Origin of the sequence: Cribrihabitans marinus (assembly GCF_900109035.1) — a bacterium.
In the GTDB taxonomy this organism is placed as follows: Bacteria; Pseudomonadota; Alphaproteobacteria; order Rhodobacterales; family Rhodobacteraceae; genus Cribrihabitans; species Cribrihabitans marinus.
Genome location: NZ_FNYD01000010.1, coordinates 12,341 through 35,818 on the forward strand (window position 1 = coordinate 12,341; position 23,478 = coordinate 35,818).

18 protein-coding genes are annotated in these 23,478 nt (G+C 66.1%); 14 read left to right on the forward strand and 4 right to left on the reverse strand.

The window, feature by feature from the left end:
* Positions 1-129 precede the first annotated feature (129 nt).
* The 14 genes from BMX57_RS15930 to asnB all read left to right on the forward strand — a co-directional run bounded on the left by BMX57_RS15930 (position 130) and on the right by asnB (position 19,274).
* A complete protein-coding gene (locus tag BMX57_RS15930) occupies positions 130-2,547 on the forward strand; it encodes a GcvT family protein (protein ID WP_092369391.1) in 2,418 nt (805 codons plus the stop codon).
* 12 nt (positions 2,548-2,559) lie between these two features.
* The gene (locus BMX57_RS15935; protein WP_218142431.1) at positions 2,560-3,486 is read left to right on the forward strand and encodes a choline kinase family protein; all 927 of its coding nucleotides are present in this window, start codon (positions 2,560-2,562) and stop codon (positions 3,484-3,486) included.
* A 190-nt stretch (positions 3,487-3,676) separates the two neighbouring features.
* Positions 3,677-4,609, forward strand: a complete 933-nt coding sequence (locus BMX57_RS15940; RefSeq protein WP_218142432.1) for an ABC transporter substrate-binding protein — start codon at positions 3,677-3,679, stop codon at positions 4,607-4,609.
* A gap of 78 nt (positions 4,610-4,687) precedes the next feature.
* A complete protein-coding gene (locus BMX57_RS15945; RefSeq protein ID WP_092369396.1) occupies positions 4,688-5,701 on the forward strand; it encodes a quaternary amine ABC transporter ATP-binding protein in 1,014 nt (337 codons plus the stop codon).
* Positions 5,698-7,686, forward strand: a complete 1,989-nt coding sequence (locus BMX57_RS15950) for an ABC transporter permease (RefSeq protein WP_092369399.1) — start codon at positions 5,698-5,700, stop codon at positions 7,684-7,686. Before BMX57_RS15945 ends, BMX57_RS15950 begins: the two co-directional genes overlap by 4 nt.
* Positions 7,683-8,558: a phosphotransferase gene (locus tag BMX57_RS15955; protein WP_092369401.1), complete on the forward strand. Its 876-nt coding sequence runs from the start codon at positions 7,683-7,685 to the stop codon at positions 8,556-8,558. Before BMX57_RS15950 ends, BMX57_RS15955 begins: the two co-directional genes overlap by 4 nt.
* 8 nt (positions 8,559-8,566) lie before the next feature.
* Positions 8,567-10,999: a GcvT family protein gene (locus tag BMX57_RS15960; RefSeq protein WP_092369404.1), complete on the forward strand. Its 2,433-nt coding sequence runs from the start codon at positions 8,567-8,569 to the stop codon at positions 10,997-10,999.
* Positions 11,000-11,099: 100 nt separating this feature from the next.
* On the forward strand, positions 11,100-12,416 hold the full coding sequence (locus BMX57_RS15965; RefSeq protein WP_092369407.1) for an MFS transporter: 1,317 nt from the start codon (positions 11,100-11,102) through the stop codon (positions 12,414-12,416).
* A gap of 313 nt (positions 12,417-12,729) precedes the next feature.
* Entirely contained in the window at positions 12,730-13,980 is a 1,251-nt protein-coding gene (locus BMX57_RS15970) for an ABC transporter substrate-binding protein (protein WP_092369409.1), read from the forward strand.
* A gap of 79 nt (positions 13,981-14,059) precedes the next feature.
* Positions 14,060-14,977 carry a carbohydrate ABC transporter permease gene (locus tag BMX57_RS15975; RefSeq protein WP_092369412.1) on the forward strand — a complete coding sequence of 306 codons (918 nt, stop codon included), beginning with the start codon at positions 14,060-14,062 and terminating at the stop codon, positions 14,975-14,977.
* The gene (locus BMX57_RS15980) at positions 14,977-15,858 is read left to right on the forward strand and encodes a carbohydrate ABC transporter permease (protein ID WP_092369415.1); all 882 of its coding nucleotides are present in this window, start codon (positions 14,977-14,979) and stop codon (positions 15,856-15,858) included. Before BMX57_RS15975 ends, BMX57_RS15980 begins: the two co-directional genes overlap by 1 nt.
* A gap of 3 nt (positions 15,859-15,861) precedes the next feature.
* The gene (locus BMX57_RS15985) at positions 15,862-16,968 is read left to right on the forward strand and encodes an ABC transporter ATP-binding protein (RefSeq protein WP_092369418.1); all 1,107 of its coding nucleotides are present in this window, start codon (positions 15,862-15,864) and stop codon (positions 16,966-16,968) included.
* Between the two features lie 33 nt (positions 16,969-17,001).
* Complete coding sequence (locus BMX57_RS15990; protein ID WP_092369421.1) at positions 17,002-17,673, forward strand: DUF1045 domain-containing protein; 672 nt, start codon at positions 17,002-17,004, stop codon at positions 17,671-17,673.
* 74 nt (positions 17,674-17,747) lie between these two features.
* Positions 17,748-19,274: an asparagine synthase (glutamine-hydrolyzing) gene (gene asnB, locus BMX57_RS15995; protein WP_092369424.1), complete on the forward strand. Its 1,527-nt coding sequence runs from the start codon at positions 17,748-17,750 to the stop codon at positions 19,272-19,274.
* Positions 19,275-19,283: 9 nt separating this feature from the next.
* Here asnB and BMX57_RS16000 read toward each other — a convergent pair whose 3' ends face one another.
* From BMX57_RS16000 to BMX57_RS16015, 4 genes are read right to left on the reverse strand one after another with little or no spacing between them, the layout of a single operon-like run.
* On the reverse strand, positions 19,284-20,279 hold the full coding sequence (locus BMX57_RS16000; protein ID WP_092369427.1) for an ABC transporter ATP-binding protein: 996 nt from the start codon (positions 20,277-20,279) through the stop codon (positions 19,284-19,286).
* Positions 20,276-21,271, reverse strand: coding sequence for an ABC transporter ATP-binding protein (locus BMX57_RS16005; RefSeq protein WP_177175481.1), 996 nt, complete (start codon positions 21,269-21,271; stop codon positions 20,276-20,278). The genes BMX57_RS16000 and BMX57_RS16005 overlap by 4 nt, the downstream gene beginning before the upstream one ends.
* The gene (locus BMX57_RS16010; RefSeq protein WP_092369430.1) at positions 21,268-22,458 is read right to left on the reverse strand and encodes an ABC transporter permease; all 1,191 of its coding nucleotides are present in this window, start codon (positions 22,456-22,458) and stop codon (positions 21,268-21,270) included. Before BMX57_RS16010 ends, BMX57_RS16005 begins: the two co-directional genes overlap by 4 nt.
* Positions 22,455-23,459 carry an ABC transporter permease gene (locus BMX57_RS16015; protein WP_092369433.1) on the reverse strand — a complete coding sequence of 335 codons (1,005 nt, stop codon included), beginning with the start codon at positions 23,457-23,459 and terminating at the stop codon, positions 22,455-22,457. The genes BMX57_RS16010 and BMX57_RS16015 overlap by 4 nt, the downstream gene beginning before the upstream one ends.
* Between the last annotated feature and the right edge of the window lie 19 nt (positions 23,460-23,478).

The following is a 23,478-nucleotide window of genomic DNA, read 5'->3' on the forward strand; positions in this document are numbered from 1 at the left end:
TCGACAGGAGGAGCTAGACGATTTGAACGGGTTTCCGGGGCCAATTTCAACAAAAAACAACAAATATGTTGAGGGTGTGTTGATTATTGTTAGGCTGACCCGCAAGGGCTCGATCCGTGGGGGCGTCACATGGCGGGGAATTCGGCAAAACACCTGATCGTGGGGGGCGGCATCATCGGCTGCTCGGTGGCCTATCACCTGACGCGCATGGGCGAGCGGGACGTGGTTCTGCTGGAGCGGGCGAACCTGACCGAAGGCGCGACCTGGCACGCCGCGGGGCTTGTGGGACAGCTGCGGTCTTCGCGCAACACCACGCGCATGCTGCAGAAATCGGTCGAGATGTATGACCGGCTGCAGGATGAGGACGGTCTGCAATTCGACTGGAAGAAGACCGGCTCGCTGCGGCTGGCGGCCACGCGCGACCGCCTGCTCGAAGCGCGCCGCCTGGCCACCATGGCGCGCAGTTTCGGGCTTGAGATGCGCATCATCACGGCGGCCGAGGCTGCAGACCTGTTTCCGTTGATCGACCCGAAAGGATTGGAGGGTGCGGCTTTCATCCCCAGCGACGGCCATGTCGATCCGGCATCCCTGTGCCAGGCGATCGCGGGCGCCGCACGACGGCAGGGGGCGGAGATCCGGCAAGGGGTCGAGGTGCTGGATTTCACGCTGAGCGGCGGTCGGATCACCGCCATCGAGACCACCGACGGGACCTGGGAGGCCGAGACCGTCATCCTTGCAAGCGGCATGTGGAGCCGCGAGCTGGGGGCCAAGCTGGGATTGCGCGTGCCGGCCTGCGCCGTCGAGCATCAGTATGTCGTCACCGAACCGACCGGCCAGGATGTCGGCGGCTTTCCCACACTGCGCGACCCCGAGCGGCTGGTCTATTACAAGCCCGACGCGGGCGGGCGGCTGGTCATCGGAGGATATGAGGAGGATACCTTGCCCTTCGGCGCGCAAGGCATCCCCGGCCGGTTCGTGCGGCAGCTGCTGCCCGAGAACCTGGACCGGTTCCTGCCGCTTGCAGAACGCGCGGCACAGGTGACACCGGTGCTCGACCAAGTGGGCATCCGGCAGGTCATCAACGGGCCGATCCCCTATTCGGCGGATGGCGATTTCGTGATGGGCTGGCAGCCGGGGATCGACAACCTGATGCTGGCGACGGGTTTTCTCTATGGGATCGCCGCGGGCGGCGGCGCGGGCGAGATGATCGCCGAATGGGTGGTCGAAGGGCGCCCCTCGCTGGATCTTTGGCCGCTCGACGTGCGCCGGTTCGGGCCGCATCACGGCACACGCGCCTTCATGTATCCGCGGGCGGTCGAGCATTACGCGCATCATTACAAGATGCGCTATCCCGGTCAGGAGGCCGATACCGCCCGGCAGCTGCGCCTGTCGCCGCTCTATCACCTGCTCAAGGCGCAGGGCGCGGTCTTTGGGTCCAAGAACGGCTGGGAACGCCCGCTCTGGTTCGCGCCCGAGGGCGTGGAGCCGGTGGACCAACTGGATTTCCTCGACCCTGGCTGGAAACGCCATTCCGCGCAGGAACATGCGGCGGTGCGCGAGCGTGTGGCGCTGATCGATCAGTCGAGCTTTGCCAAGTTCGAGATCCTGGGCCCGGGCGTGCTGGACGTGCTGCAGCATCTTGCGGTTTCCAACATGGACAAGCCCACAGGCGCGGTCATCTACACACAGCTCTGCAACGAGCGCGGCGGGATCGAGGCGGATGTCACCTTTGTCCGGCTGGCGGAAAACCACTTCTACATGATCACCGGATCGGGGTTCGGCCTGCATGACAGCGACTGGATCCGCCGCCACTTGCCGGCCGATGGCAGCGTCAGCATGATCGAGGTCACCAGCGGGTATGCGGTCATCAATATCGCCGGGCCGAAATCGCGCGACGTTCTGGCCGCTGCCTCGGAAAGCGACGTGTCGGACGCGGCGATCCCCTTCGCCATGATGGCCGATATCGTCGTCGGCGCGGCGCCGGTTCGCGCGCTGCGCATCGGCTATGTCGGCGAGCTGGGTTTCGAGCTGCACATTCCGACGGAATTTGCCCTGCATGTCTATGACGCGCTTTGGCAGGCCGGTCAGGCGCACGGCATCGCCAATGTCGGCTATCGCGCGATCGAGAGCCTGCGGATGGAAAAGGGGTATGTCTACTGGTCGGGCGACATCTCGCCGGATTACACGCCCTACGAGTCGGGGCTGAGGTTTCGCGTGCATCTGAAATCCAAGGGGGATTTCCTGGGGCGCGCGGCGCTGGAGCGGCAGAAGGCCGAGGGCGTGTCGCGCCGGCTGTGCACCTTCACCACGCCCGAGCCGTTGCCGCTCACGGGGGGCGAGGCGATCCTGCTGGGCGACCAGGTCGTCTCGCTTGCGACCTCCGTCGGGTATGGCTGCACCGTCAAGCACACGATCCTGCGCGGCTATCTTGACCGGGCGCATTGGGGCCAGCGAGGGTTCGACGTGGAGGTATTTGGCGAGCGCCACGCGATCACCCGGGTCGAGGGGCCGCTTTATGATCCGGAAAACGCCCGGCTCAAGGCATGAAAGGGGAGGCGAATGACTGAACTGGAAGACAAGGTGATGGCGGCATTGCGGCAGGTGCCGCGCTTTGCCGAGGTGACGCGGGCCGATGCGATCACGCGGCTGGGCGGGCTGACCAACCTGGTGCACCGGGTTGATATCGGCACGGAGTCTGTGATCGTGCGTATCCCGGGCGAGGGCACCGAGGCCTATATCGACCGCGAGGTCGAGGCGCATAATGCAGAGGCCGCGGCCCGCGCCGGCGTGTCGCCCGAGGTGATCCATGCCGATGCGAAAAGCGGGGTAATGATCACCCGCACGGTTCCCGATATCGAGACGATGACGCCCCCGTTCTTCCGTTCGCGGAAGGGCGCGCCGGCCCGGGCCGGCCGCGCGCTGGCGCGGCTCCACGGCTCGGGCGAGACGTTCCGCTTCCGCTTCGAGCTTTTTGCGATGATCGACGATTATCTCGACCTGCTGGGCGGCAAGCAGGTGGATCTGCCCGAGGGGTATCACCAGGTGGTCGCCGCCGCCGCGCCGGTGCGCGCGGCGCTGGATGCGGCGGATCTGCCGCTGGCGCCCTGCCATTGCGATCCGCTGTGCGAGAATTTCCTGGATGACGGCGAGGTGATGTGGATCGTCGACTGGGAGTATTCCGGCATGAACGACCCGCTTTGGGACCTGGGCGACCTGTCGGTCGAGGCCGGCATGGACGCGGACCAGGACGCCGAGATGATGCACGCCTATTTCGGGCGCGCGCCGACACCGGCCGAGACAGGGCGCATGGTCATCTACAAGGCGATGTGTGACCTGCTGTGGACGCTCTGGGGGCTGATCCAGCATGCCGATGGAAACGAGGCCGAGGATTTCTGGGCCTATTCCACCGGCCGGTTCGAACGGTGCAAGGCCCTGATGAACGACCCGGGTTTTGCCGCGCATGTCGCGGTCGTGCGCGCCGGGTGAGGCCACAGGATTGCAAGCGGGCGGCCCGTAACCCGGGCGGTTGCGACCAAAATCTACATATTGGGCGACAAAATGTTGATTTTTGTTGAAATGCGCGCCCAAGCTTGTTGAATGAATTCATGACGCCGGCACTCCGAGGGCGAGGGCCCGACCTGAAAAACAATGGCCGGCCGCAACAGGGAGAAGAGGAATGAAGCGTCTTTCGATGGCAATGTGCGGGCTGATCGCCGCCGCGCCTGCGCTTGCGCAAGAATCCAGCGATCCGATCAAGCTGACCCTGCATGACTGGTCCGGCCAGCTGATCACCACCACCTTGATGGGCGAAGTGCTGGAGGAGGCGGGATACAATGTCGAATATGTCCAGGCCGACTATATCGCGCAATTCGCGGGGCTGAAGACAGGCGACCTGCACGTGGCGATGGAGATCTGGGAGACCACCGGCCGCGAGGCGATGGACGAGGCCACCGGCACCGGCAACGTGGTCAATCTGGGCTCGACCGGGATGAACGCGATCGAGGAATGGTGGTATCCCGCCTACATGAAGGAGGTCTGCCCGGGGCTGCCCGACTGGCAGGCGCTGAACGACTGCGCCCAGGAATTCGCCACGCCCGAGACCGCGCCGCTGGGCCGCTACCTGGGCGGTCCGGTGACCTGGGGCGGGTTCGACGACGAGCGTGTCGAGGCGCTGGAGATGGATTTCGAAGTGGTTCACGCCGGCACCGACGCGGCGCTCTTCGCCGAACTGGAATCGGCCTATCAGCGGCAGGCGCCGATCGTGATGTGGGTCTATGCCCCGCACTGGGCGCCGTCGAAATACGATGGCGAATTCGTCGAGTTCCCGCCCTATTCGGCCGAGTGCTACGAGGATCCCTCGGTGGGCATCAATCCCGACGCGGCCTATGACTGCGGCAAGCCGCGCGGCCCGATCTGGAAGGTCGCATGGTCCGGCGTGGCCGAGAAATGGCCCGGCGCGGCCAAGGCCATCGAGAACTTTACCATCACCAACGAGGACATGGGCGCGATGGTGGCCGAGGTCGACCTGGAGGGCAAATCGGTCGAGGACACCGTGGCGGCCTGGATGGCGGACAACAAGGACACCTGGATGGGCTGGATCGCCAAGTAGCCCTGCCGATCACCGGTGCGCCTGCCTCCCGCTGGCGCACCGCTCCGTGCCGCCACCGTTCCCTGCGCAGAGGGCTGGATGACCAAACCCGTAATCCTCGACTGCCGCGATGTCTGGAAACTCTACGGCGCGCAGGCGGACAGCTTTCTCGCGACCCATCCCGATCCTTCCCCGGAACAGTTGAAAAAGGCGGGGCTGATCGGGGCGGTGCGCGCGGCCAATGTTCGGATCCACAGCGGAGAGATCTTCGTCATCATGGGCCTGTCGGGATCCGGCAAGTCCACGCTGGTGCGCTGCCTGTCGCGCCTGGTCGAGCCGACGGCGGGCGAGATACGGTTCGAGGATCGGGACCTTTTGCGCGCCTCCGAGGCCGAGCTGATCCGGATCCGCCGCAAGAAGATGGGCATGGTGTTCCAGCAATTCGCGCTGTTGCCGCATCTGACGGTGCTGGAGAACGCCGCCTTTCCGCTGGACGTGCAGGGCGTCGGCCGCAAGACACGCGAGGCCCGGGCCCGCGAGGTCGTGGAACTGGTCGGGCTGAAGGGGCGCGAGCATTACTATCCCCGCGAATTGTCGGGCGGTCAGCAGCAGCGCGTGGGCATCGCCCGCAGCTTGGCCGTGGAGCCCGACCTGTGGTTTCTGGACGAGCCGTTTTCGGCGCTCGATCCGCTGATCCGGCGCGAGATGCAGGACGAGTTCATGCGCCTGCAGAACATCCTGCACAAGACCATCGTTTTCATCACCCATGATTTCGACGAGGCGATCCGGCTGGCCGACCGCATCGCGGTGATGAAGGACGGCGCAATCGAACAGGTGGCGACGCCGGAGCAGCTGGTGCTGAACCCGGCCACCGATTATGTCGCGGAATTCACCCGCCATGTCAGCCGCGCCAAGGTGCTGCGCGCGGCCTCGGTGATGGAGCCGGTCGGGGAAGGCCGGTTCGCGGGCGACGTGCCCCATGATGCCGTGATCGAGGATATCGCCGACCGTGTCGAGGCCGCGGATCGGCCGCATCGCGTACTCCGCGATGGCGCGGCGGTCGGACAGATCACGCGGGCCGCCATCATCGACGTGCTGGTGGGCCGGGCATGACGGTGCGGCGCATCGGGTCGGGCGGGCTGTTCTGGCTTGGCTTGTTTGCCGCGACCTGGGCGCTCTCGGCCTATTCCTTCCAGATCTACAAGGCGCTCGATGCGCGCTGGGTCATCCGTTTTCCCAAGGGCTGGCAATTGCCGCTGGAACGGCGGATCAGCGATTTCCTGGATTGGCTGGTCGACAGCGCGAGTTTCTATTTCTTCAGCTTCAAGGACCTGACCCGCGCCATCGCGGCGGTGATCGAGGCGCCCTATCAGTTCCTGCGCAACCTGTTGATCGAGGGCTTCGTCTCGGGCCAGGGCGACAGCGCGGTGCAGATCGCGCCCTCGCTCAGCTGGATCGCGGTGATCGTGACCATCGCGGCCATCGCGCATTATGCCCGCGACATCTGGCTGGCGACGCTTGTGGGCCTGTGTTTCCTCTATCTCGCCGTCTTCGGCCAGTGGGACAGTGCGATGATCACGCTGGCCTCGGTGCTGATCGCGGTGCCCATCGGCGCGGCGGGCGGGCTGATGCTGGGCATCGCCGCCTTTCGCGTGCCGTTGGTCGAGCGGATCCTGCGTCCGGTGCTGGACCTGATGCAGACCGTGCCGGTCTTTGCCTATCTGGTGCCGATCCTGATCCTGTTCGGTTTCGGCCCGGTGGCGGCGCTGGTGGCCACGGTGATCTATGCCATGCCGCCGATGGTGCGCATCACCATCGTGTCCCTGCGCGCGGTTCCACCCGAGATCGCCGAAGCCGGGCGCATGGCCGGGTGCACGCGGCGGCAGATGATGTGGAAGGTGCTGGTGCCCGCCGCCACGCCCTCGCTGATGGTGGGGGTCAACCAGGTCATCATGCTGACGCTGAACATGGTCATCATCGCCTCGATGATCGGCGCCGGGGGCCTGGGTTTCGACGTGTTGTCCAGCCTGCGCCGCCTGGACATCGGCGGCGGGATCGAGGCGGGTCTGGCGATCGTGGTCATGGCGATCGCGCTGGACCGGGCCAGCCAGGCCTTTGCCGATCGCACGATGCGCCATGCCCCCGGCGGCAACATCCTGCAACGCCATCCCTGGACCGGCACGGTTGTCCTTGTGATCGCCGCCACCCTGATCCTGGGCCGTTTCCTGCCGGCGGTGCAGAGCTATCCCGAGGCGCTGACCGTGACCACGGGGCCGGTCTGGTCGCAGGCGATGGAGTGGATCAACGTCAATTTCTTCGACACGTTCGAGGCGATCAAGACCTTCATCCTGCAATGGCTTCTGCTGCCGGTTAAGAAGTTCTTTGCCGGCATCCCCTGGGCCTGGGGCATCATCGCGACGGGACTGGCGGCCTGGCGCGTGGGCGGCTGGCGGCTGGGTCTGCTGGCGGCGCTGCTGATGGGGTTCATCGCCGCCAACGGGCTCTGGGCCAAGGCGATGGTCACGATCTACCTGTGCGGCGTCTCGGTCTTTCTGGCGACGCTGATCGGCATCCCGCTGGGCATCTGGGCGGCCGAGCGGCCGGGGGCGGGGCGGGTGATCCTGGGCATCATGGACACGCTGCAGACGCTGCCCAGCTTCGTCTACCTGATCCCGGTGGTGATGCTGTTCCGGGTCGGAGATTTCAGCGCGATGGTGGCGGTGATCCTCTATGCGCTGGCGCCGGCGGTGCGCTATGCCGCCCACGGGCTTCGCGCGGTGCCGCCGGAGCTGATCGAGGCGGGGCTGGTCTCGGGCTGCACCAGGCGGCAGCTCTTGTGGCGCATCAAGCTGCCGCTGGCCACGCCGCACCTGCTGCTGGGGCTGAACCAGACCATCATGCTGGCGCTGTCGATGCTGGTCATCACCGCGCTGGTGGGCACCCGCGACCTGGGGCAGGAGGTCTATATCGCGCTGACCAAGGCCAATGCGGGGCAGGGCATCGTCGCCGGCCTGGCCGTGGCCTTCATCGCGATCACCGCCGACCGCATCCTCAGCGCGCTGGCCGAGGGGCAACGCAGGAGGCTGGGACTGACATGACGCAAAATCCGATCGCCCGCGCCGCGGCGCTTTCCTGTTTTTCCGACCCGCAGGACATCCAGCCGCTGAGCGGCGGCATCACCAATGTGAACCTGAGCCTGCGCGACGGTGGCCGCCGCTATGTCGTGCGTCTGGGCGAGGACATCCCCGAGCACGGCATCATGCGCTGGAACGAACTGGCGCTCAGTCGGGCGGCCGAGGCGGCAGGCATCTCGCCGGCGGTGGTGCATTCCGAGCCGGGCGTGCTGGTTCTGGACTATATCGAGGCGCGCGCGCTGGAGGAGGCGGATGTGCGCGACCCCGCCAACCTGCCGCGCATCGTCGACTTGGTGGCGCGGGTGCATCGCCACATCGCCGAACACCTGACGACCCCGGTGCTGACCTTCTGGCCGTTCCAGGTGATCCGCAGCTATGCCACGCGGCTGCGCGCCGACGGCTCGGCCCATGCCGGGGCCTTGCCGGAATTGGTGACGCAGGCCGCCGCGCTGGAGGTGGCGACCGGACCGGTGACGCTTGTGGTCGGGCACAACGACCTGCTGGCGGCCAATATCCTCGACGATGGCGCCCGGCTGTGGCTGATCGACTGGGAATATGGCGGATTCAACACGCCGCTTTTCGACCTGGCCGGGCTCGCCTCGAATAACGGGCTGTCCGAGGCGCAGGAACGCGCGATGCTGGAACGCTATTTCCAGGCCGATCCCGACCCGCACTGGCGGGCCTTTCAGGCGATGAAATGCGCCTCGCTGATGCGCGAGACGCTGTGGTCGATGGTCTCGGAGATCCATTCCGACCTGGATTTCGACTATGCCGCCTATACCGCCGAGAACATGGCCCGGCTGAGTGCCGCCCTGTCCGATTTCAAGAACGCCTGAGGCCATACATGACCCTGCCATCCTCTTCCAAAATCATCATCGTCGGCGGCGGCATCATCGGCTGCTCGACCGCCTATCACCTGGCCCGCATGGGGCAGGAGGTGCTGTTGCTGGACAAGGCGCAACTGACCTCCGGCTCGACCTGGCACGCGGCCGGGCTGGTGGGACAGCTGCGCTCGAACGCCAACATCACCCAGCTTCTGGGCTATTCCATCGACCTCTACAACCGGTTGGAGGCGGAAACCGGGCTGGCCACCGGCTGGAAGATGAATGGCGGATTGCGACTGGCCTGCAACGCCGAGCGCTGGACCGAGGTGAAACGGCAGGCGACGACCGCCCATTCCTTCGGCCTCGACATGCAGCTTCTGACCCCGCAGGAGGCGCAGGACCTGTGGCCGCTGATGGATATCGGCGATGTCGTGGGCGCGGCCTTCCTGCCGACCGACGGACAGGCCAGCCCCTCCGACATCACACAGGCGCTGGCGCGTGGCGCCCGCGACAAGGGCGCGGTGCTGGTCGAGAACATGCCGGCCCAGGAGATCCTGGTCGATGGCGGGCGGATCAGCGGCGTGCGCACGCCGCAGGGCGACGTGTCCTGCGAGCGGCTGGTGCTGTGCTGCGGTCAGTGGACGCGCGAACTGGCGGCAACCGTTGGTGTGAATGTCCCGCTTGTGCCGGTCGAGCATCAATACATGATCACCGAACCCTTCGGCGTGCCATCCGACCTGCCGACGCTGCGCGATCCCGACCGGCTGACCTATTACAAGGAAGAGGTCGGCGGGCTGGTGATGGGCGGCTATGAGCCCAACGGCATCCCCTGGGCGGTGGGCGGCATCCCGGACCCGTTCGATTTCCAGCTTCTGGAGAGCAATTTCGACCATTTCGAGCAGCTGGTCGAACTGGCCCTGCCGCGCGTCCCGAAATTCGAGACCGCCGGGATCAAGCAGCTGATCAACGGACCCGAAAGCTTCACCCCGGATGGCAATTTCATCCTGGGCGAGGCGCCCGAGATGGCCAATCTCTTTGTCGGGGCGGGGTTCAACGCCTTCGGCATCGCCTCGGGCGGCGGCGCGGGCATGGCGCTGGCGGAATGGGTGGTCAACGGCGCGCCGCCCTATGACCTCTGGCCGGTGGACATACGGCGCTTCGGTCGGCCGCATCAGGATACCGACTGGGTGCGCACCCGCACGCTCGAGGCTTATGGCAAGCACTACACGATGGCCTGGCCGTCCGAAGAGCACGAGAGCGGGCGGCCCTGCCGCCGCTCGCCGCTCTATGACACGCTCAAATCGGCCGGGGCGGTGTTCGGCGAGAAGCTGGGCTGGGAACGCCCCAACTGGTATGCCGCGCCGGGCGAGGACGCGCGCGACATCTACACGTTCGAGCGGCCCAACTGGCATGACCCGGTGGGGCGCGAACACCGGGCTGTGCGCGAGGCGGCGGCGCTGTTCGACCAGACCTCCTTTGCCAAGTTCGTGCTGAAGGGGCCCGATGCCGAGGCGGCGCTGGGCTGGATCGCGGCCAACCGCGTCGACCGGCCGGTGGGGCGAGTGATCTATACCCAGATGCTCAACGATCTCGGCGGGATCGAATGCGACCTGACCTGCGTGCGCACCGCGCCCGACGAGTACTACATCGTCACCGGCACCGGCTTTGCCACCCATGATTTCGACTGGATCTCGCGCAATATCCCCGATGGCCTGAACGCACAGCTGGTCGATGTGACCTCGGCCAACGCGGTGCTTTCCCTGTTCGGGCCGCGCGCGCGGGACATCCTTTCGGCCTGCACGCGCGACGACGTGAGCAATGCGGACTTTCCCTTTGGCCACGCCCGTCGCATCGGAATCGCCGGCTGCCCCGTGCTGGCCCTGCGCATCACCTATGTGGGCGAACTGGGCTGGGAGCTGCACCTGCCGGTGGAATATGCCTGCACCGTCCATGACGCGCTGCAGGCGGCGGGGGCGGATCACGGGTTGCGCAACGCCGGTTACCGCGCCATCGAGACGCTGCGGCTGGAGAAAGGCTATCGCGCCTGGGGGACCGATATCGGGCCGGACCATACGCCGGACGAGGCCGGGCTGGGCTGGGCCGTCAAGCTGGGCACCAACCAGGATTTCCGCGGCCGCGCAGCGGTGCAGGCCCAGCGCGAGGGCGGCGTGACCAAGATGCTGGCCACCTTCACCGCCGACCCCGGTGTGATCCTGTCGGGCCGCGAGACCATCTATCGCAACGGTACGCGCTGCGGCTGGCTGTCGTCGGGGGGCTATGGGCATGCGCTCGGCCGGAGCATCGGAATGGGCTATGTGCGCAATCCCGACGGAGTGACTCGCGACTATGTCCTGGAGGGCGCCTACGAGCTGGAGGTCGCGACCGAGCGGGTCCGGGCCGAGGTCACGCTGGCGCCGCTTTACGATCCCCGCATGGAGCGGGTGAAGGGTTGATCCCGGGCTTTGTGGCCTTCGCCTTGTCGGTCCCGTCGCGACCCGATAGCGTTTTCGCAACCGCCAAGACGCAGCGGGCAACCGAACCGGGGCACCGACCATGCTGGAGATCCTTGCCAATCGCACTTATCGCCACCTGTTCGGCGCGCAGGTCGTGGCACTTCTGGGCACCGGGCTTGCCACCGTGGCGCTGGGGCTGCTGGCCTTCGACCTGGCGGGCGAGGGGGCATCGATGGTGCTGGGCACCGTCTTTGCGATCAAGATGGTGGCCTATGTGGGGGTCGCGCCCATCGCCGGCGCCTTTGCCGCGCGGGTCAACCGGCGCGCGCTGCTGGTCACGCTGGACCTGGTGCGGGCGGCCGTGGCGCTGGCGCTCCCCTTCGTCACCGAGGTCTGGCAGATCTACGGGTTGCTGTTCCTGCTGCATTCGGCCTCGGCCGCCTTCACGCCGACATTCCAGGCCACGATCCCCGACGTGCTGCCCGACGAGGCGCGCTATACCCGTGCCCTGTCGCTGACCCGGCTGGCGCATGATCTCGAGACCATCGCCAGCCCGACGCTGGCGGCCCTGCTGCTGGCCCTAGTGTCCTACAACGCGCTGTTCTTTGGCACGGTGATCGGCTTTCTGGCCTCGGCGGTTCTGGTGGTGTCGGTGCTGCTGCCCAGTCCCAAACCGGCGCAGCCGCGCGGCGTCTATGACCGCACGACGCGGGGTATCCGTATCTACCTGGCCACGCCGCGCCTGCGCGGGTTGCTGGGGCTGAACCTCGCGGTTTCCTCGGCCGGGGCGATGGTGCTGGTCAACACCGTGGTTCTGGTGCGCGGCACGCTGGGCTTGTCGGAGTCGGCACTGGCCTGGACGATGTTCGCCTTCGGGGTCGGCTCGATGGCCGCGGCCATCGCGCTGCCGCGGATCCTGGATCGGATGTCCGACCGGCCGGTGATGCTGGGCGGGTCGGTGCTGATGATCCTCGCGCTACTGGCGCTGGCCGCCGCGATCGGGTTCGCGGGGCTGACCTGGCCTGTGCTGCTGCTGGTCTGGGCCGTCATAGGGCTGGGATTCTCGGCGGTCCTCACGCCATCGGGACGGCTCCTGCGTCGGTCCGCCCATCCCGAGGACCGGCCGGCGCTGTTCGCGGCGCAGTTCGCGCTGTCACATGCCTGCTGGCTGCTGACCTATCCGCTGGCGGGCTGGCTGATGACCGCCGCCGGGGCAATCCCGGCGCTGCTCGGTCTGGCGGTCCTAGCCGGAACGGGCGTCGCCATAGCGCTGCGGGTCTGGCCGCACCACGATCCCGAGGTTCTGGACCACAGCCATGACGACCTGCCGCTCGACCACCCGCATCTGCAGGGCAGCCGCCGGCACGAGCATGGTTTCGTGATCGACGACACCCACCCCCGCTGGCCGGCGCGGTGACGACCGGACGCCCGGGGTGACATACCGGCCCCGGCAAAAAGGTTTCGGCCCGCGCCCGGGAGACGGCTGCCGGGCAGCTGCGCCGGACCGATAACGAGATTGCCCGGCTGCAGCCTTGCGCCCGACGCCTTGCTGCCGGTCGCGGCCCGTCACCGGGACGACCGCCCCGACGGCCCGATCCTGCCGGACCTGTCGGGCGAGGCGCGGGCAAGCGCGCCTGGCCTGCAACTCTCTGTTGACCCAAATGACATCAGCGCGTTTAAAAGGGGCAAGCGGCGTGGAACGCCGCCAAAGAACACTCAGGGAGAGAGACATGACACGACTTGGACTGGGTCTGCGGGCCACCGTGGCCGCCGTTGCGCTGAGCGCAGGGGCCGCGCAGGCGAATGAAGTGGAAGTGCTGCACTGGTGGACCTCGGGCGGCGAGGCGGCGGCGCTCAACGTGCTCAAGCAGGACCTCGAAGGACAGGGAATCGGCTGGCAGGACATGCCCGTGGCCGGTGGCGGCGGCGAGCAGGCGATGACCGTCCTGCGCGCGCGCGTGACGGCCGGGGATGCGCCCACGGCGGTACAGATGCTGGGCTTCGACATCCTCGACTGGGGCAACCAGGGCGCTCTGGCCGACCTCAACGAAGTGGCGGCCAGGGAAGGCTGGGACGAGGTCGTTCCCGACGCCCTCAAGGCGTTCGCGCAGGTCGACGGCAAGTGGGTCTCGGCCCCGGTCAACGTGCATTCGACCAACTGGGTCTGGGCCAACAAGGCGGTGCTGGACGAGCATGGCATTTCGGTGCCGACCACCTGGGAGGAGTTCACCGCGGCGGTCGAGAAGCTGGACGCGGCCGGCGTGACGCCCATCGCCCATGGCGGCCAGGCCTGGCAGGACGCCACGATCTTCGACGCGGTGGTGATGTCCACCGGGGGCCCGGACTTCTATGAATCGGCCTTCATCGATCTGGACGAGGAGGCGCTGGGCTCGGACACGATGAAGGAGGCGTTCGACCGCATGTCATTCATCCGCGAGCATGTGGACGAGAACTTCTCGGGCCGCGACTGGAACCTGGCGACGGCGATGGTCATCAATGGCGAGGCCGCGTTCCAGATGATGGGCGACTGGGCCAAGGGCGAATTCCTCAACGCCGGCAAGGTGCCGGGCGAGGATTTCCTGTGCTTCCGCTTCCCCGGCACGCAGGACCAGGTGACGTTCAACGCCGACCAGTTCGCCATGTTCGACCAGGGCGGCACCGTGAGCGAAGAGCAGGCCGCGCTGGCTTCGGCGATCCTGTCGCCGTCCTTCCAGTCGGCGTTCAACGTGGTCAAGGGCTCGGTGCCCGCGCGCACCGATGTCAGCAACGAGGCGTTCGACGATTGCGGCAAGAAGGGGATGGAGGATCTGGCGGCAGCGGCTGCATCGGGCAACCTCTATGGCTCGATGGCGCATGGCCACGCCAACCCGGCGGCGGTCAAGAACGCGATCTACGACGTCGTGACCGCGCATTTCAACGGCGAGTATGACAGCGAGACCGCCGTGACCGAGCTGGTCGACGCGGTGTCCATCGCCAAGTGATGCAGACCGGAGCGGCGGCCCGCAGCGGCCGCCCCGACAACCCGTTCCGACCGCGCGCAATCGACGAGAGGTGAAATTCATGGCCGCTCATGCCGAGGCGGATTTCAGGACACGCCTGCAGGCGTGGCTTCCGAAACTGGTGCTGTCCCCGTCGCTGGCGCTGATCTTTGTCTTCGTCTACGGGTTCATCCTGTTCACGGTCTATGTTTCCTTCACCGACAGCCGGATCCTGCCCTTCGTGGACAAGAACGGCCAGCAGACCTTCGACCTGATCGGGTTCTCCAACTACGAAAAGCTGTTCCGCCTGTCGCATTGGGAGATCGCGCTGGGCAACATGGCCGTATTCGCCGGGCTCTACATCGTGATCTGCACCGCCATTGGCCTGCTGCTGGCGATCTTCCTCGACCAGAAGATCCGTGGCGAGGGCGCGCTGCGGCCGCTCTACCTCTATCCGATGGCGCTCAGCTTCATCGTGACCGGCACGGCGTGGAAGTGGTTTCTCGACCCCGGCATCGGGCTTGAGAACATCCTGCAGGCCTGGGGCTGGGAGAGCTTTTCCTTCGACTGGATCAAGAACCGCGATTTCGCGATCTACACGATCGTCCTGGCCGCGGTCTGGCAGACCAGCGGCTTCGTGATGGCGATGTTCCTCGCCGGGCTGCGCGGCATCGACAACGAGATCCTGAAGGCCGCGCAGATGGACGGCGCGTCGAACTGGAACCTCTATCGCCGGATCATCATCCCGCAGCTGCGGCCCGCCTTCCTGTCGGCCTTCGTGATCCTGGCGCATCTGGCGATCAAGACCTTCGACCTGGTGATCGCCATGACCGGCGGCGGGCCCGGCCGGGCCACGGAATTGCCGGCGACCTTCATGTATTCCTACACGTTCAGCCGGAACCAGATGGGAATCGGGGCAGCCTCGGCAGTGATCATGCTGATGACCATCGCGGCGATCATGATCCCCTATCTCTACGCCGAACTGAAGGAGAAGAAGTGATGGCCGCCGCCACCCAGGACAGCGCCGTCCGGACCGGCCGCGTCACACGCATGCTGATCTACCTGGTGCTGCTGCTGTTCGCGCTGTTCTACATGCTGCCGCTCTACGTGATGCTGGTGAACTCGGTCAAACCGCTGGACGAGATCACCGGCGGCGGCATGATGTCCCTGCCGGCGCAATGGACGCTCGAACCCTGGCTCAAGGCCTGGTCGACCGCGCAGATCGGGGTCCAGCCCACCGGGCTGCGGCCGTATTTCTGGAACTCGATCTCGATGGTCGTGCCGGCGGTGGCGATCTCGACGGTGCTGGGTGCGCTCAACGGCTATGTGCTGACCAAGTGGCGGTTCCGCGGCGACACGATCCTGTTCGGGCTGATGCTGTTCGCCTGTTTCATCCCGTTCCAGATCGTGCTGATCCCGATGGCGGCGGTGCTGGGCACGCTGGGACTGGCGGGCAGCACCGCAGGCCTGGTGCTGGTGCATGTGGTCTATGGCGTGGGGTTCACCACCCTCTATTTCCGCAACTATTACGCGGTGTTCCCGACCGAGCTGGTCCGAGCGGCGCAGATCGACGGGGCCGGATTCTTCCAGATCTTCTGGCGGATCCTGCTGCCGTCCTCGGGGCCGATCGCGGTGGTGTCGGTGATCTGGCAGTTCACCAACATCTGGAACGATTTCCTGTTCGGCGCCTCATTCGCGTCGGGCGACGGCGCCCCGATGACCGTGGCGCTGAACAATCTCGTGCAGTCCTCGACCGGCGTGAAGGAATACAACGTCCATTTTGCGGGCGCGATCCTGGCCGCGCTGCCGACGCTGCTCGTCTATATCGTCGCCGGGCGGTACTTTGTCCGCGGCCTGATGGCCGGAAGCGTGAAAGGCTGACACATGGGTTTTCTCGACATCAAGAGCGTCACCAAGTCCTATGGCCCGGTCGAGGTGCTGCACCGGGTGGACATCTCGGCCGAGGAGGGCGAGTTCCTCGTGCTGGTCGGCCCCTCGGGCTGCGGGAAATCCACGCTTCTGAATATGATCGCCGGGCTGGAGGAGATCACCACGGGCGAGATCGCCATCAAGGGGCAGACGATGAACGGGGTGCACCCGTCCAAGCGCAACATCGCGATGGTGTTCCAGTCCTACGCGCTCTATCCCAACATGACCGTTGGGCAGAACATCACCTTCGGGCTCGAAATGCACGGCGTGCCCAAGCCCGAACGCGAGAAGGCGATGAGTGACGTGGCCTCGCTCCTGCAGATCGAACAGCTGCTCGACCGCAAGCCCGGGCACCTGTCGGGCGGTCAGCGTCAGCGGGTCGCGATGGGGCGGGCATTGGTGCGCAACCCCGATGTGTTCCTGTTCGACGAACCGCTCAGCAACCTGGACGCCAAGCTGCGCGTCGACATGCGCACCGAGATCAAGAAGCTGCACCAGAAGCTGGGCACCACCATCGTCTACGTGACCCATGACCAGATCGAGGCGATGACTCTCTCGACCCGGATCGCGGTGATGAACGGCGGCTATGTGCAGCAGCTCGGCACTCCCAAGGAGATCTATGACGATCCGGCCAACGTGTTCGTGGCGTCCTTCATGGGGTCGCCCTCGATGAACCTGATCCCGGCGCGGGTGGTCGATCAGAACGGCGAGCCGCATGCGAAGATCAGACTGGAGGGGGGCAAGACGGCGCAGCTGCGCTTCTCCGACCCGGGGCTGGCGGCGCATTCCGGGCGCGAGGTGCTTCTGGGCATCCGGCCCGAGGCCATCACCGACCCGGAAGGGGCCGACCGGAAATCCGGCAATATCCAGACCTTGCACAACGTCGTTGACGTGACCGAGCCGGCGGGATCGGACACATTTGTCACCACGACGATCTCGGGCAAGACCTGCATCGCGCGGATGCGGGCGGATACCGATGTGCGCGCGGGTGCCGAGGTGGCGTTTGCCGTCAATATGGACAAGGCCGTGGTGTTCGACCCGGAGACCGAAAAGCGGCTCTGACCGGACGGGTCGGGCTGAGGGAGGCGCGGGGCCATGTCCTACACCCGCTTTGCGGTCTATTTCCTTCCGGCCGACGGGCCGCTGGCCGCGTTCGGCGCGCGCTGGTTGGGCTGGGACGCGGTGCGGGGCCGGGCCGTTGTGCAGCCCGATATCGAAGGCGTGGCCGAGATGACCGAAGGGCCCGCCAAGTACGGCTTCCACGCCACGCTCAAGCCGCCATTCCGCCTAACACCGGACCAAACCCCCGAAGCGCTGGCCGATGCGGTGGCCGGGCTGGCGGCGCGCACAGCGCCCGCACGCTGCAACGGGTTGCACCTGACCCGGCTTGGCCGCTTCCTGGCCTTGACGCCGGTTGGCGATGCGACCGGGCTGGCGCGGGTCGCCGCCGCCTGCGTGCGGGAGCTGGACGCCTTCCGCGCGCCCCCGGAAGATGCCGAGCTGGCGCGCCGGCGCAAGGCCCATCTGACCGATCGGCAGGAGGCCCTGCTGCGTCGCTGGGGATACCCCTATGTGCTCGACGAATTCCGCTTTCACACGACCCTGACCGGACGCCTCCCGCGCCGGCAGGTCGATGAGGTCGCCGACCTGCTGCACGGGCTGTTGCCGCCGCTGCCGTCGCCCTTTCATCTCGATGCCGTCGCGCTGCTGGGCGAACGTCCCGACGGGCGGTTCGAGCAGATCAGCCGCGCGGCCCTGACCGGCTGACCCGCAGGCCGCGTCCCTTGCACCTTTCGGGGGGTATGCTAGGTCTCGTCCCGACCTGAACGGGGGATGAGCCAATGTGCGGCTTCGTATGTCTTTGGAATATCGGTGACGAGGCGCTGGCGGACCGGATGATCCGCAAGATCGCGCATCGGGGTCCGGATGCGGTGCAGGTGTCGCGCCTGCCGGGTGCTCCGGTGATCATGGCGCATTGCCGGCTGTCGATCATCGGACCCGAGGATGGCGCGCAGCCGATCCACCAGACCGATGACCTGCTGGTCGCCAATGGCGAAATCTACAATCACGAGGATCTGCGCGCGATCCTGGGCGAGAGCGCCTTTGAAACCGCCAGCGACAGCGAGGCGATCCTGCACCTGTTCCGGTCCGGTGAAAGCCGCTGGATCAGCAAGCTGGACGGGATGTTCGCCTTCGTTCTGGCCACGCGCAACCGGATCATCGCCGCCCGCGACCCCCTGGGGATCAAGCCGCTCTACGTGGCGCGGATCGGTGCGGGCTTTGCCTTCGCCTCGGAACTCAAGGCGTTCGACGGCATTGCGGTGGACAGCGTCGAGGCGATCCCGCCGGGGTCGCTCTATGACAGCGTGGACGGGTGGCGCGACTGGTATCGCACGCCGCACGGCGCCGCCGAACCCGAGCCGGATCTGGATGTCGCGCGCACCGCGCGCGAGTTGCGGCTGGTGCTGGAGGAGGCGGTTGCCAAGTGGATGGTGGCCGATGTCGAGGTCGGATCCTTCCTGTCCGGCGGTCTCGACAGCTCGATCATCGCGGCCATCGCGCAGAAAATCCGCGACAAGGCCGGCAAGGGGCCGCTCAAGACCTTTTCGGTCGGCACCGAGGGGTCGCCCGACCTGCTGGCCGCGCGGGTCGTGGCCGACCATATCGGGTCGGACCACCACGAATATGCCTTTACCGCCGAAGACCTGATCCGCGATCTGCCGCATGTGATCTACCACCTGGAGAGCGCGGATATCGACCTGGTACGCAGCGCGATCCCCACGCTGTTTGCGGCGCGGCTGGCACGCGAGCGGGTCAAGGCGGTCCTGACCGGCGAGGGTGCCGACGAGCTTTTCGCCGGCTACAGCTATCACCATGACTATATCGACAACCCGCGCGCATTGGCCGACGAGCTGACCCGCAGCCTGGGCACCATGCACAACATCAACCTGCAGCGGGTCGATCGCGTGACCATGGCCGAAAGCCTGGAGGCGCGGACGCCGTTCCTGGATCGCGACCTGATCGACTTCGCGCAATCCGTGCCGGCCACGCTCAAGCTGCGGCGCACTGATCCCGAGGCGCCGGAATCGACCGGCCCCACGACCGAGAAATGGATCCTGCGCAAGGCCTGCGCCGATCTGCTGCCGCATGACCTGGTGTGGCGCAAGAAGGCGCAGTTCGACGAGGGGTCGGGCACCGTCAGCGCGCTTGAGACAGCGCTGGCGGAACTGATCGGCCGGCCCGCGCCGATCAGCCGCGCGGACGAGGGCGCGCTCTACGAGCGTCTCTTGCGCGAGCAATACACGGATGCCGAGCGCATCATCGAGAATGCCGGCCACTGGGAAGGGGGCCGGGTGGCCAGCGCCTGACGGCGCGGCTCAGGCCGGCACTGCGCTCATCAGCTCTTTCCAGCGGTGGCAGGCCACGTCATGCCCGCCCTCTGATTCCAGTTGCGGCTCCTCGCGCATGCACAGGTCGATGGCATGCGGGCAACGGGTGTGGAACTTGCAGCCAGTGGGTTGGTTTGTGGGCGAGGGGATCTCGCCGGTCAGCTTCTGCGCCGTGCCGCGGTCGTCGGGATCGAGCGAAGGGATCGCCGAGAACAGCGCCTTGGTATAGGGATGCCTCGGCGCCGCGAACAGCTTGCGCGTGGGCGCGGTCTCGACCAGCCGACCGAGATACATCACCGCGACATGGTCGCAGGTATGCGCCACGACCGACAGGTCATGGCTGATGAACAGGAATGTCAGGCCAAGTTCGTCCTGCAACTGCTTGAGAAGGTTCAGAACATCCGCCTGGATCGACACGTCGAGCGCGGCCACGCTTTCATCTGCCACGATGAATTTCGGCCCCGAGACCAGCGCCCGCGCGATCGAGATCCGCTGCCGCTGACCGCCCGAGAAGGCATGTGGGAACCGGCGCAGGTGCTCGAGATTCAGCCGGCATTTCGCGGCGATTTCGCGCACGCGTTCGTCGGTCTCCGCGCGGTTGGCGGTCAGGCCCATCACCTCCAGCGGTTCGGCGATGATGTCGCGCACGGTCATGCGCGGGCTGAGCGCGGCATAGGGATCCTGAAAGATCAACTGCGCGCGCTTGCGGTAGTCCTTGAGGTCCGGCCCGTCCAGGCTTGCGAGATCGTGGCTGACCTCGCCGTCGTCATAGCGTGCGGAGCCCTTCGAGATCGTGACCGCCTTGAGCAGCGCGCGGCCCAACGTCGTCTTGCCCGAGCCGGATTCGCCTACCAGCCCGAAGAACGATCCCTGCTCGATATCCAGCGACACGTTGTCCACCGCCTTCAGGATCCGGCGGTCGAACAGGCCGCCCAGAGTGAAATGCACCGACAGACCATCGGCGCGGATCAGCGGATCGCTCATTCCCTGTCCTCCCGGTAGATGTGGCAGGCGACCTGGTGCGACTCGTCCACGGGGATCTCGGGCGGCATGGTCCGGTGGCACGCCTCGCCGACGATCTGTGCGCAGCGGGTGTTGAAGACACAGCCGCGCGGGCGTTCCAGCGGCGAGGGGATGTCGCCCGGCACCGGTGTCAACGGCGCATCCAGATCGTCGAGCTTGGGCAGCGCCGCGATCAGGCCCTGGGTATAGGGGTGCTTCGGGTCGCGGATCACGCCGCGCACCGGCCCTTCCTCGATCAGCCGGCCCAGATACATCACGTTGACCTTGTCGGCGGTCTGCGCCACGACGCCAAGGTCATGGGTGATGAAGATGATGCCCATGTGGAACTCGTCCACCAGATCCTTCATCAGGTCGATCACCTGGGCCTGGATCGTCACGTCCAGCGCGGTGGTCGGCTCGTCGGCGATCAGCAGGGCGGGCTTGGTCGACAGGGCCATCGCAATCATGGCCCGCTGCCGCATCCCGCCGGAGAGCTCGAAGGCGTATTGACCGAAGCGGCGCGCGGTATCCGAGATGCCGACCCGGTCCAGCATCTCGATCGACAGCGCCTTGGCCTCGGCCCTGGTCATGTCGGAATGGAGCTGCAGTTGTTCGACCATCTGCTTTCCGATAGTGATTGCGGGGGCGAAACTGGCCATCGGCTCCTGAAAGATCATGCTGATTGCGCCGCCGCGCACGATGTTCAGTTCGCGCGGGGTCTTCAGCGACAGCACGTCCACCGGCCCGGCCTCGGTGTGCAGGGTGATCCTGGATCCGGGCGCATAGACCGCGTTGCGCGCGTTCAGGTGCATCAGCGCCTTGGCGGTGACGGACTTGCCCGATCCGCTCTCGCCGACAAGGCCCATGACCTCGCCCTTCATCAGGGTGAACGACACGTCCTCGACCGCGGTGATCAGCCCCTCGTCGGTGCGGAATTGCAGGGTCAGGTTCTCGACCTCGATCAGTGGCGTCATTTGTTGGCCTCCGAATAGGGATCGGCCGCGTCCCGCAGCCCGTCACCGACAAAGACGAAGGCCATGACCAGCGCGATGAAGAAGATCACGGGGATGAAATACCACTGGTAGTTCAGCATTACATCCGCGCTGGTCGCCTTTTGCAGCATCACGCCCAGCGACGACACCGGATCCTTGAGCCCCAGCCCGATGAAGGACAGCGCGGTTTCCGACAGCACCATGTAGGGGAACGAGATCACCAGATCGACGATGATGTAGGAGGTGAAGGACGGCAGCAGATGCCGGCGGATCACGTGCGACGACGACGCGCCGCAAAGCTGCGCGGCCAGCACGTATTCCTGGTTGCGCTCGGTCAGAAGATGCGTGCGCACGCGCCGCGCCAGCGTCGGCCAGCCGATGAAACCCAGGATGATGGATATGTAGAAGAACCGCGCCTCGGCGCTCATCTCGGGCGGCATGAAGGCCGCCACCGCCATGAAGAGCGGGATCGCCGGCACCGTTCGCACCGCATCGGTGATCATCTGGATGAACCCGTCTATCCAACCGCCGTAATAGCCGGATATTCCGCCGATGATGAGGGCCAGGACAAAGGCGATGAAGACCCCGATGGTGCCCACCTGCAACGATGTCCAGATCGCATGCAGGGTGCGGCTGAAGATGTCCTGCCCGTCCTCGTCGGTGCCGAACACGTGGATCTTGCCCTCCTGCACGCCGAACAGGTGGCGGTCGCCGGGGATGAAGCCGAACAGCTTGTAGCGGTCACCCTTGGGCAGGAAGGTGAGATAGTTGCGCTCGTCCTCGTTCACCTTTGTTACCCAGCGGAAATTCGTGGCCATGGAGCGTTCCCGCTCGACCAGGTGGATGAAGGGCCGCAGGGAGCAGCCGTTCTTGTCGCAGAATTGCGGCATCTGCGGCGCGCCGTTGGTATAGTCCTTGTTTCGGCCGGCGATGGTGGGGTCATAGGGCGACAGGAAGGGTGCGAAGATGCCCGAGATCACCAGCGCCAGCAGGATCACGGCGGCCACCATCGCCGCGCGCTGTTTCTTGAACCGGGCCCAGATCAGCTGCCGCTGCGAGGCGGTGAAATAGGCCTCCTTGGCGCGGCGTTCCACCGCGGCTTCGGTCTCGACCACCGCGACATCGGGGCCGGTGGTTTCGGCGAGGTTCGGCTTCAGCGGGTCGGTCATCGCACGATACTCTTTCTCACGCGGGGGTCGATCACCGCCAGCAGCACATCGGTCAGGAAGTTCAGCGTCACGATCGAGGCGGTGAGCAGGAAGATGATCGCACCGGCCAGCTGCTGGTCGTTCGAACGCGCCAGCGCCTCGATCAGCAGGGCGCCGGCATCGGTCATCACCAGGATCAGCGCCACGATGGGCAGCTCGTTGAAGATGCGGTTCAGGTCGAAGCCCAGCGAGTTGATGATCGGCCCCAGCGCGTGCCGCGCCGGATACCCCCAAAGCAGCTTGCGCCCGTGCACCCCGCGCGCGGCGGCGGCGGTGACATAGAGCTTTCCGATCTCGTCCGACATCAGCGCCCGCACCGTCTGCAGCGCAAAGGCGGTGGCCGACCAGCCCAGGATGAAGATCGGCAGCCAGGCATGTTTGAGCAGGTCGAGGAACTTGGCCATCGACCAGGGCGCGTCCCTGTATTCGCTGGAGAACAGGCCGGTGAGCGTCTCGCCGAAATAGACTGTGGCGAACAGCATGATCATCAGCGCCAGCAGGAAATTCGGCATCGCCAGGCCCAGATAGCTGACGATCCGCAGCGAGTTGTTCAGCACCGCGTTATGCGAGGCGGCGGCGATGATGCCGACCGGGATCGCGATGGCATAGGCCAGCATCAGCGAGGCCAGGCAGATCGACAGCGACAGCCAGAACTTGTCGCCCAGCAGCTGTGCGATGTTCACCCGCAGGATGCAGCTGTCACCGAATTCGCCCTGGAAGGCGTTGACGATCCAGAGGCTCCAGCGTTCGATGAACGGCTTGTCGAGGCCGAGCCGCTGGCGTTCCAGCTCGATATCCGCGACCGAGATGCCCGACCCTTGCGTGTTCTTGAAGGCCAGGTAGCGCTCGGCGCAGTCGCCGGGCACCAGTTCCATCAGCGAGAACACGACCAGGGAGACGATGATCAGCGTGATCGCTGCCATGATGGCACGCGTCCCGACAAATCGCGCAAAGTTCAGCATCTTCAGCCCTCGATCCGTG

Coding starts and splice junctions, on each gene's coding strand:
- BMX57_RS15930 (WP_092369391.1), top strand. CDS start 130: ATGGCGGGGAATTCGGCAAAACACCTGATCGTGGGGGGCGGCATCATC.
- BMX57_RS15935 (WP_218142431.1), top strand. CDS start 2,560: ATGACTGAACTGGAAGACAAGGTGATGGCGGCATTGCGGCAGGTGCCG.
- BMX57_RS15940 (WP_218142432.1), top strand. CDS start 3,677: ATGAAGCGTCTTTCGATGGCAATGTGCGGGCTGATCGCCGCCGCGCCT.
- BMX57_RS15945 (WP_092369396.1), top strand. CDS start 4,688: ATGACCAAACCCGTAATCCTCGACTGCCGCGATGTCTGGAAACTCTAC.
- BMX57_RS15950 (WP_092369399.1), top strand. CDS start 5,698: ATGACGGTGCGGCGCATCGGGTCGGGCGGGCTGTTCTGGCTTGGCTTG.
- BMX57_RS15955 (WP_092369401.1), top strand. CDS start 7,683: ATGACGCAAAATCCGATCGCCCGCGCCGCGGCGCTTTCCTGTTTTTCC.
- BMX57_RS15960 (WP_092369404.1), top strand. CDS start 8,567: ATGACCCTGCCATCCTCTTCCAAAATCATCATCGTCGGCGGCGGCATC.
- BMX57_RS15965 (WP_092369407.1), top strand. CDS start 11,100: ATGCTGGAGATCCTTGCCAATCGCACTTATCGCCACCTGTTCGGCGCG.
- BMX57_RS15970 (WP_092369409.1), top strand. CDS start 12,730: ATGACACGACTTGGACTGGGTCTGCGGGCCACCGTGGCCGCCGTTGCG.
- BMX57_RS15975 (WP_092369412.1), top strand. CDS start 14,060: ATGGCCGCTCATGCCGAGGCGGATTTCAGGACACGCCTGCAGGCGTGG.
- BMX57_RS15980 (WP_092369415.1), top strand. CDS start 14,977: ATGGCCGCCGCCACCCAGGACAGCGCCGTCCGGACCGGCCGCGTCACA.
- BMX57_RS15985 (WP_092369418.1), top strand. CDS start 15,862: ATGGGTTTTCTCGACATCAAGAGCGTCACCAAGTCCTATGGCCCGGTC.
- BMX57_RS15990 (WP_092369421.1), top strand. CDS start 17,002: ATGTCCTACACCCGCTTTGCGGTCTATTTCCTTCCGGCCGACGGGCCG.
- asnB (WP_092369424.1), top strand. CDS start 17,748: ATGTGCGGCTTCGTATGTCTTTGGAATATCGGTGACGAGGCGCTGGCG.
- BMX57_RS16000 (WP_092369427.1), bottom strand. CDS start 20,279: ATGAGCGATCCGCTGATCCGCGCCGATGGTCTGTCGGTGCATTTCACT.
- BMX57_RS16005 (WP_177175481.1), bottom strand. CDS start 21,271: ATGACGCCACTGATCGAGGTCGAGAACCTGACCCTGCAATTCCGCACC.
- BMX57_RS16010 (WP_092369430.1), bottom strand. CDS start 22,458: ATGACCGACCCGCTGAAGCCGAACCTCGCCGAAACCACCGGCCCCGAT.
- BMX57_RS16015 (WP_092369433.1), bottom strand. CDS start 23,459: ATGCTGAACTTTGCGCGATTTGTCGGGACGCGTGCCATCATGGCAGCG.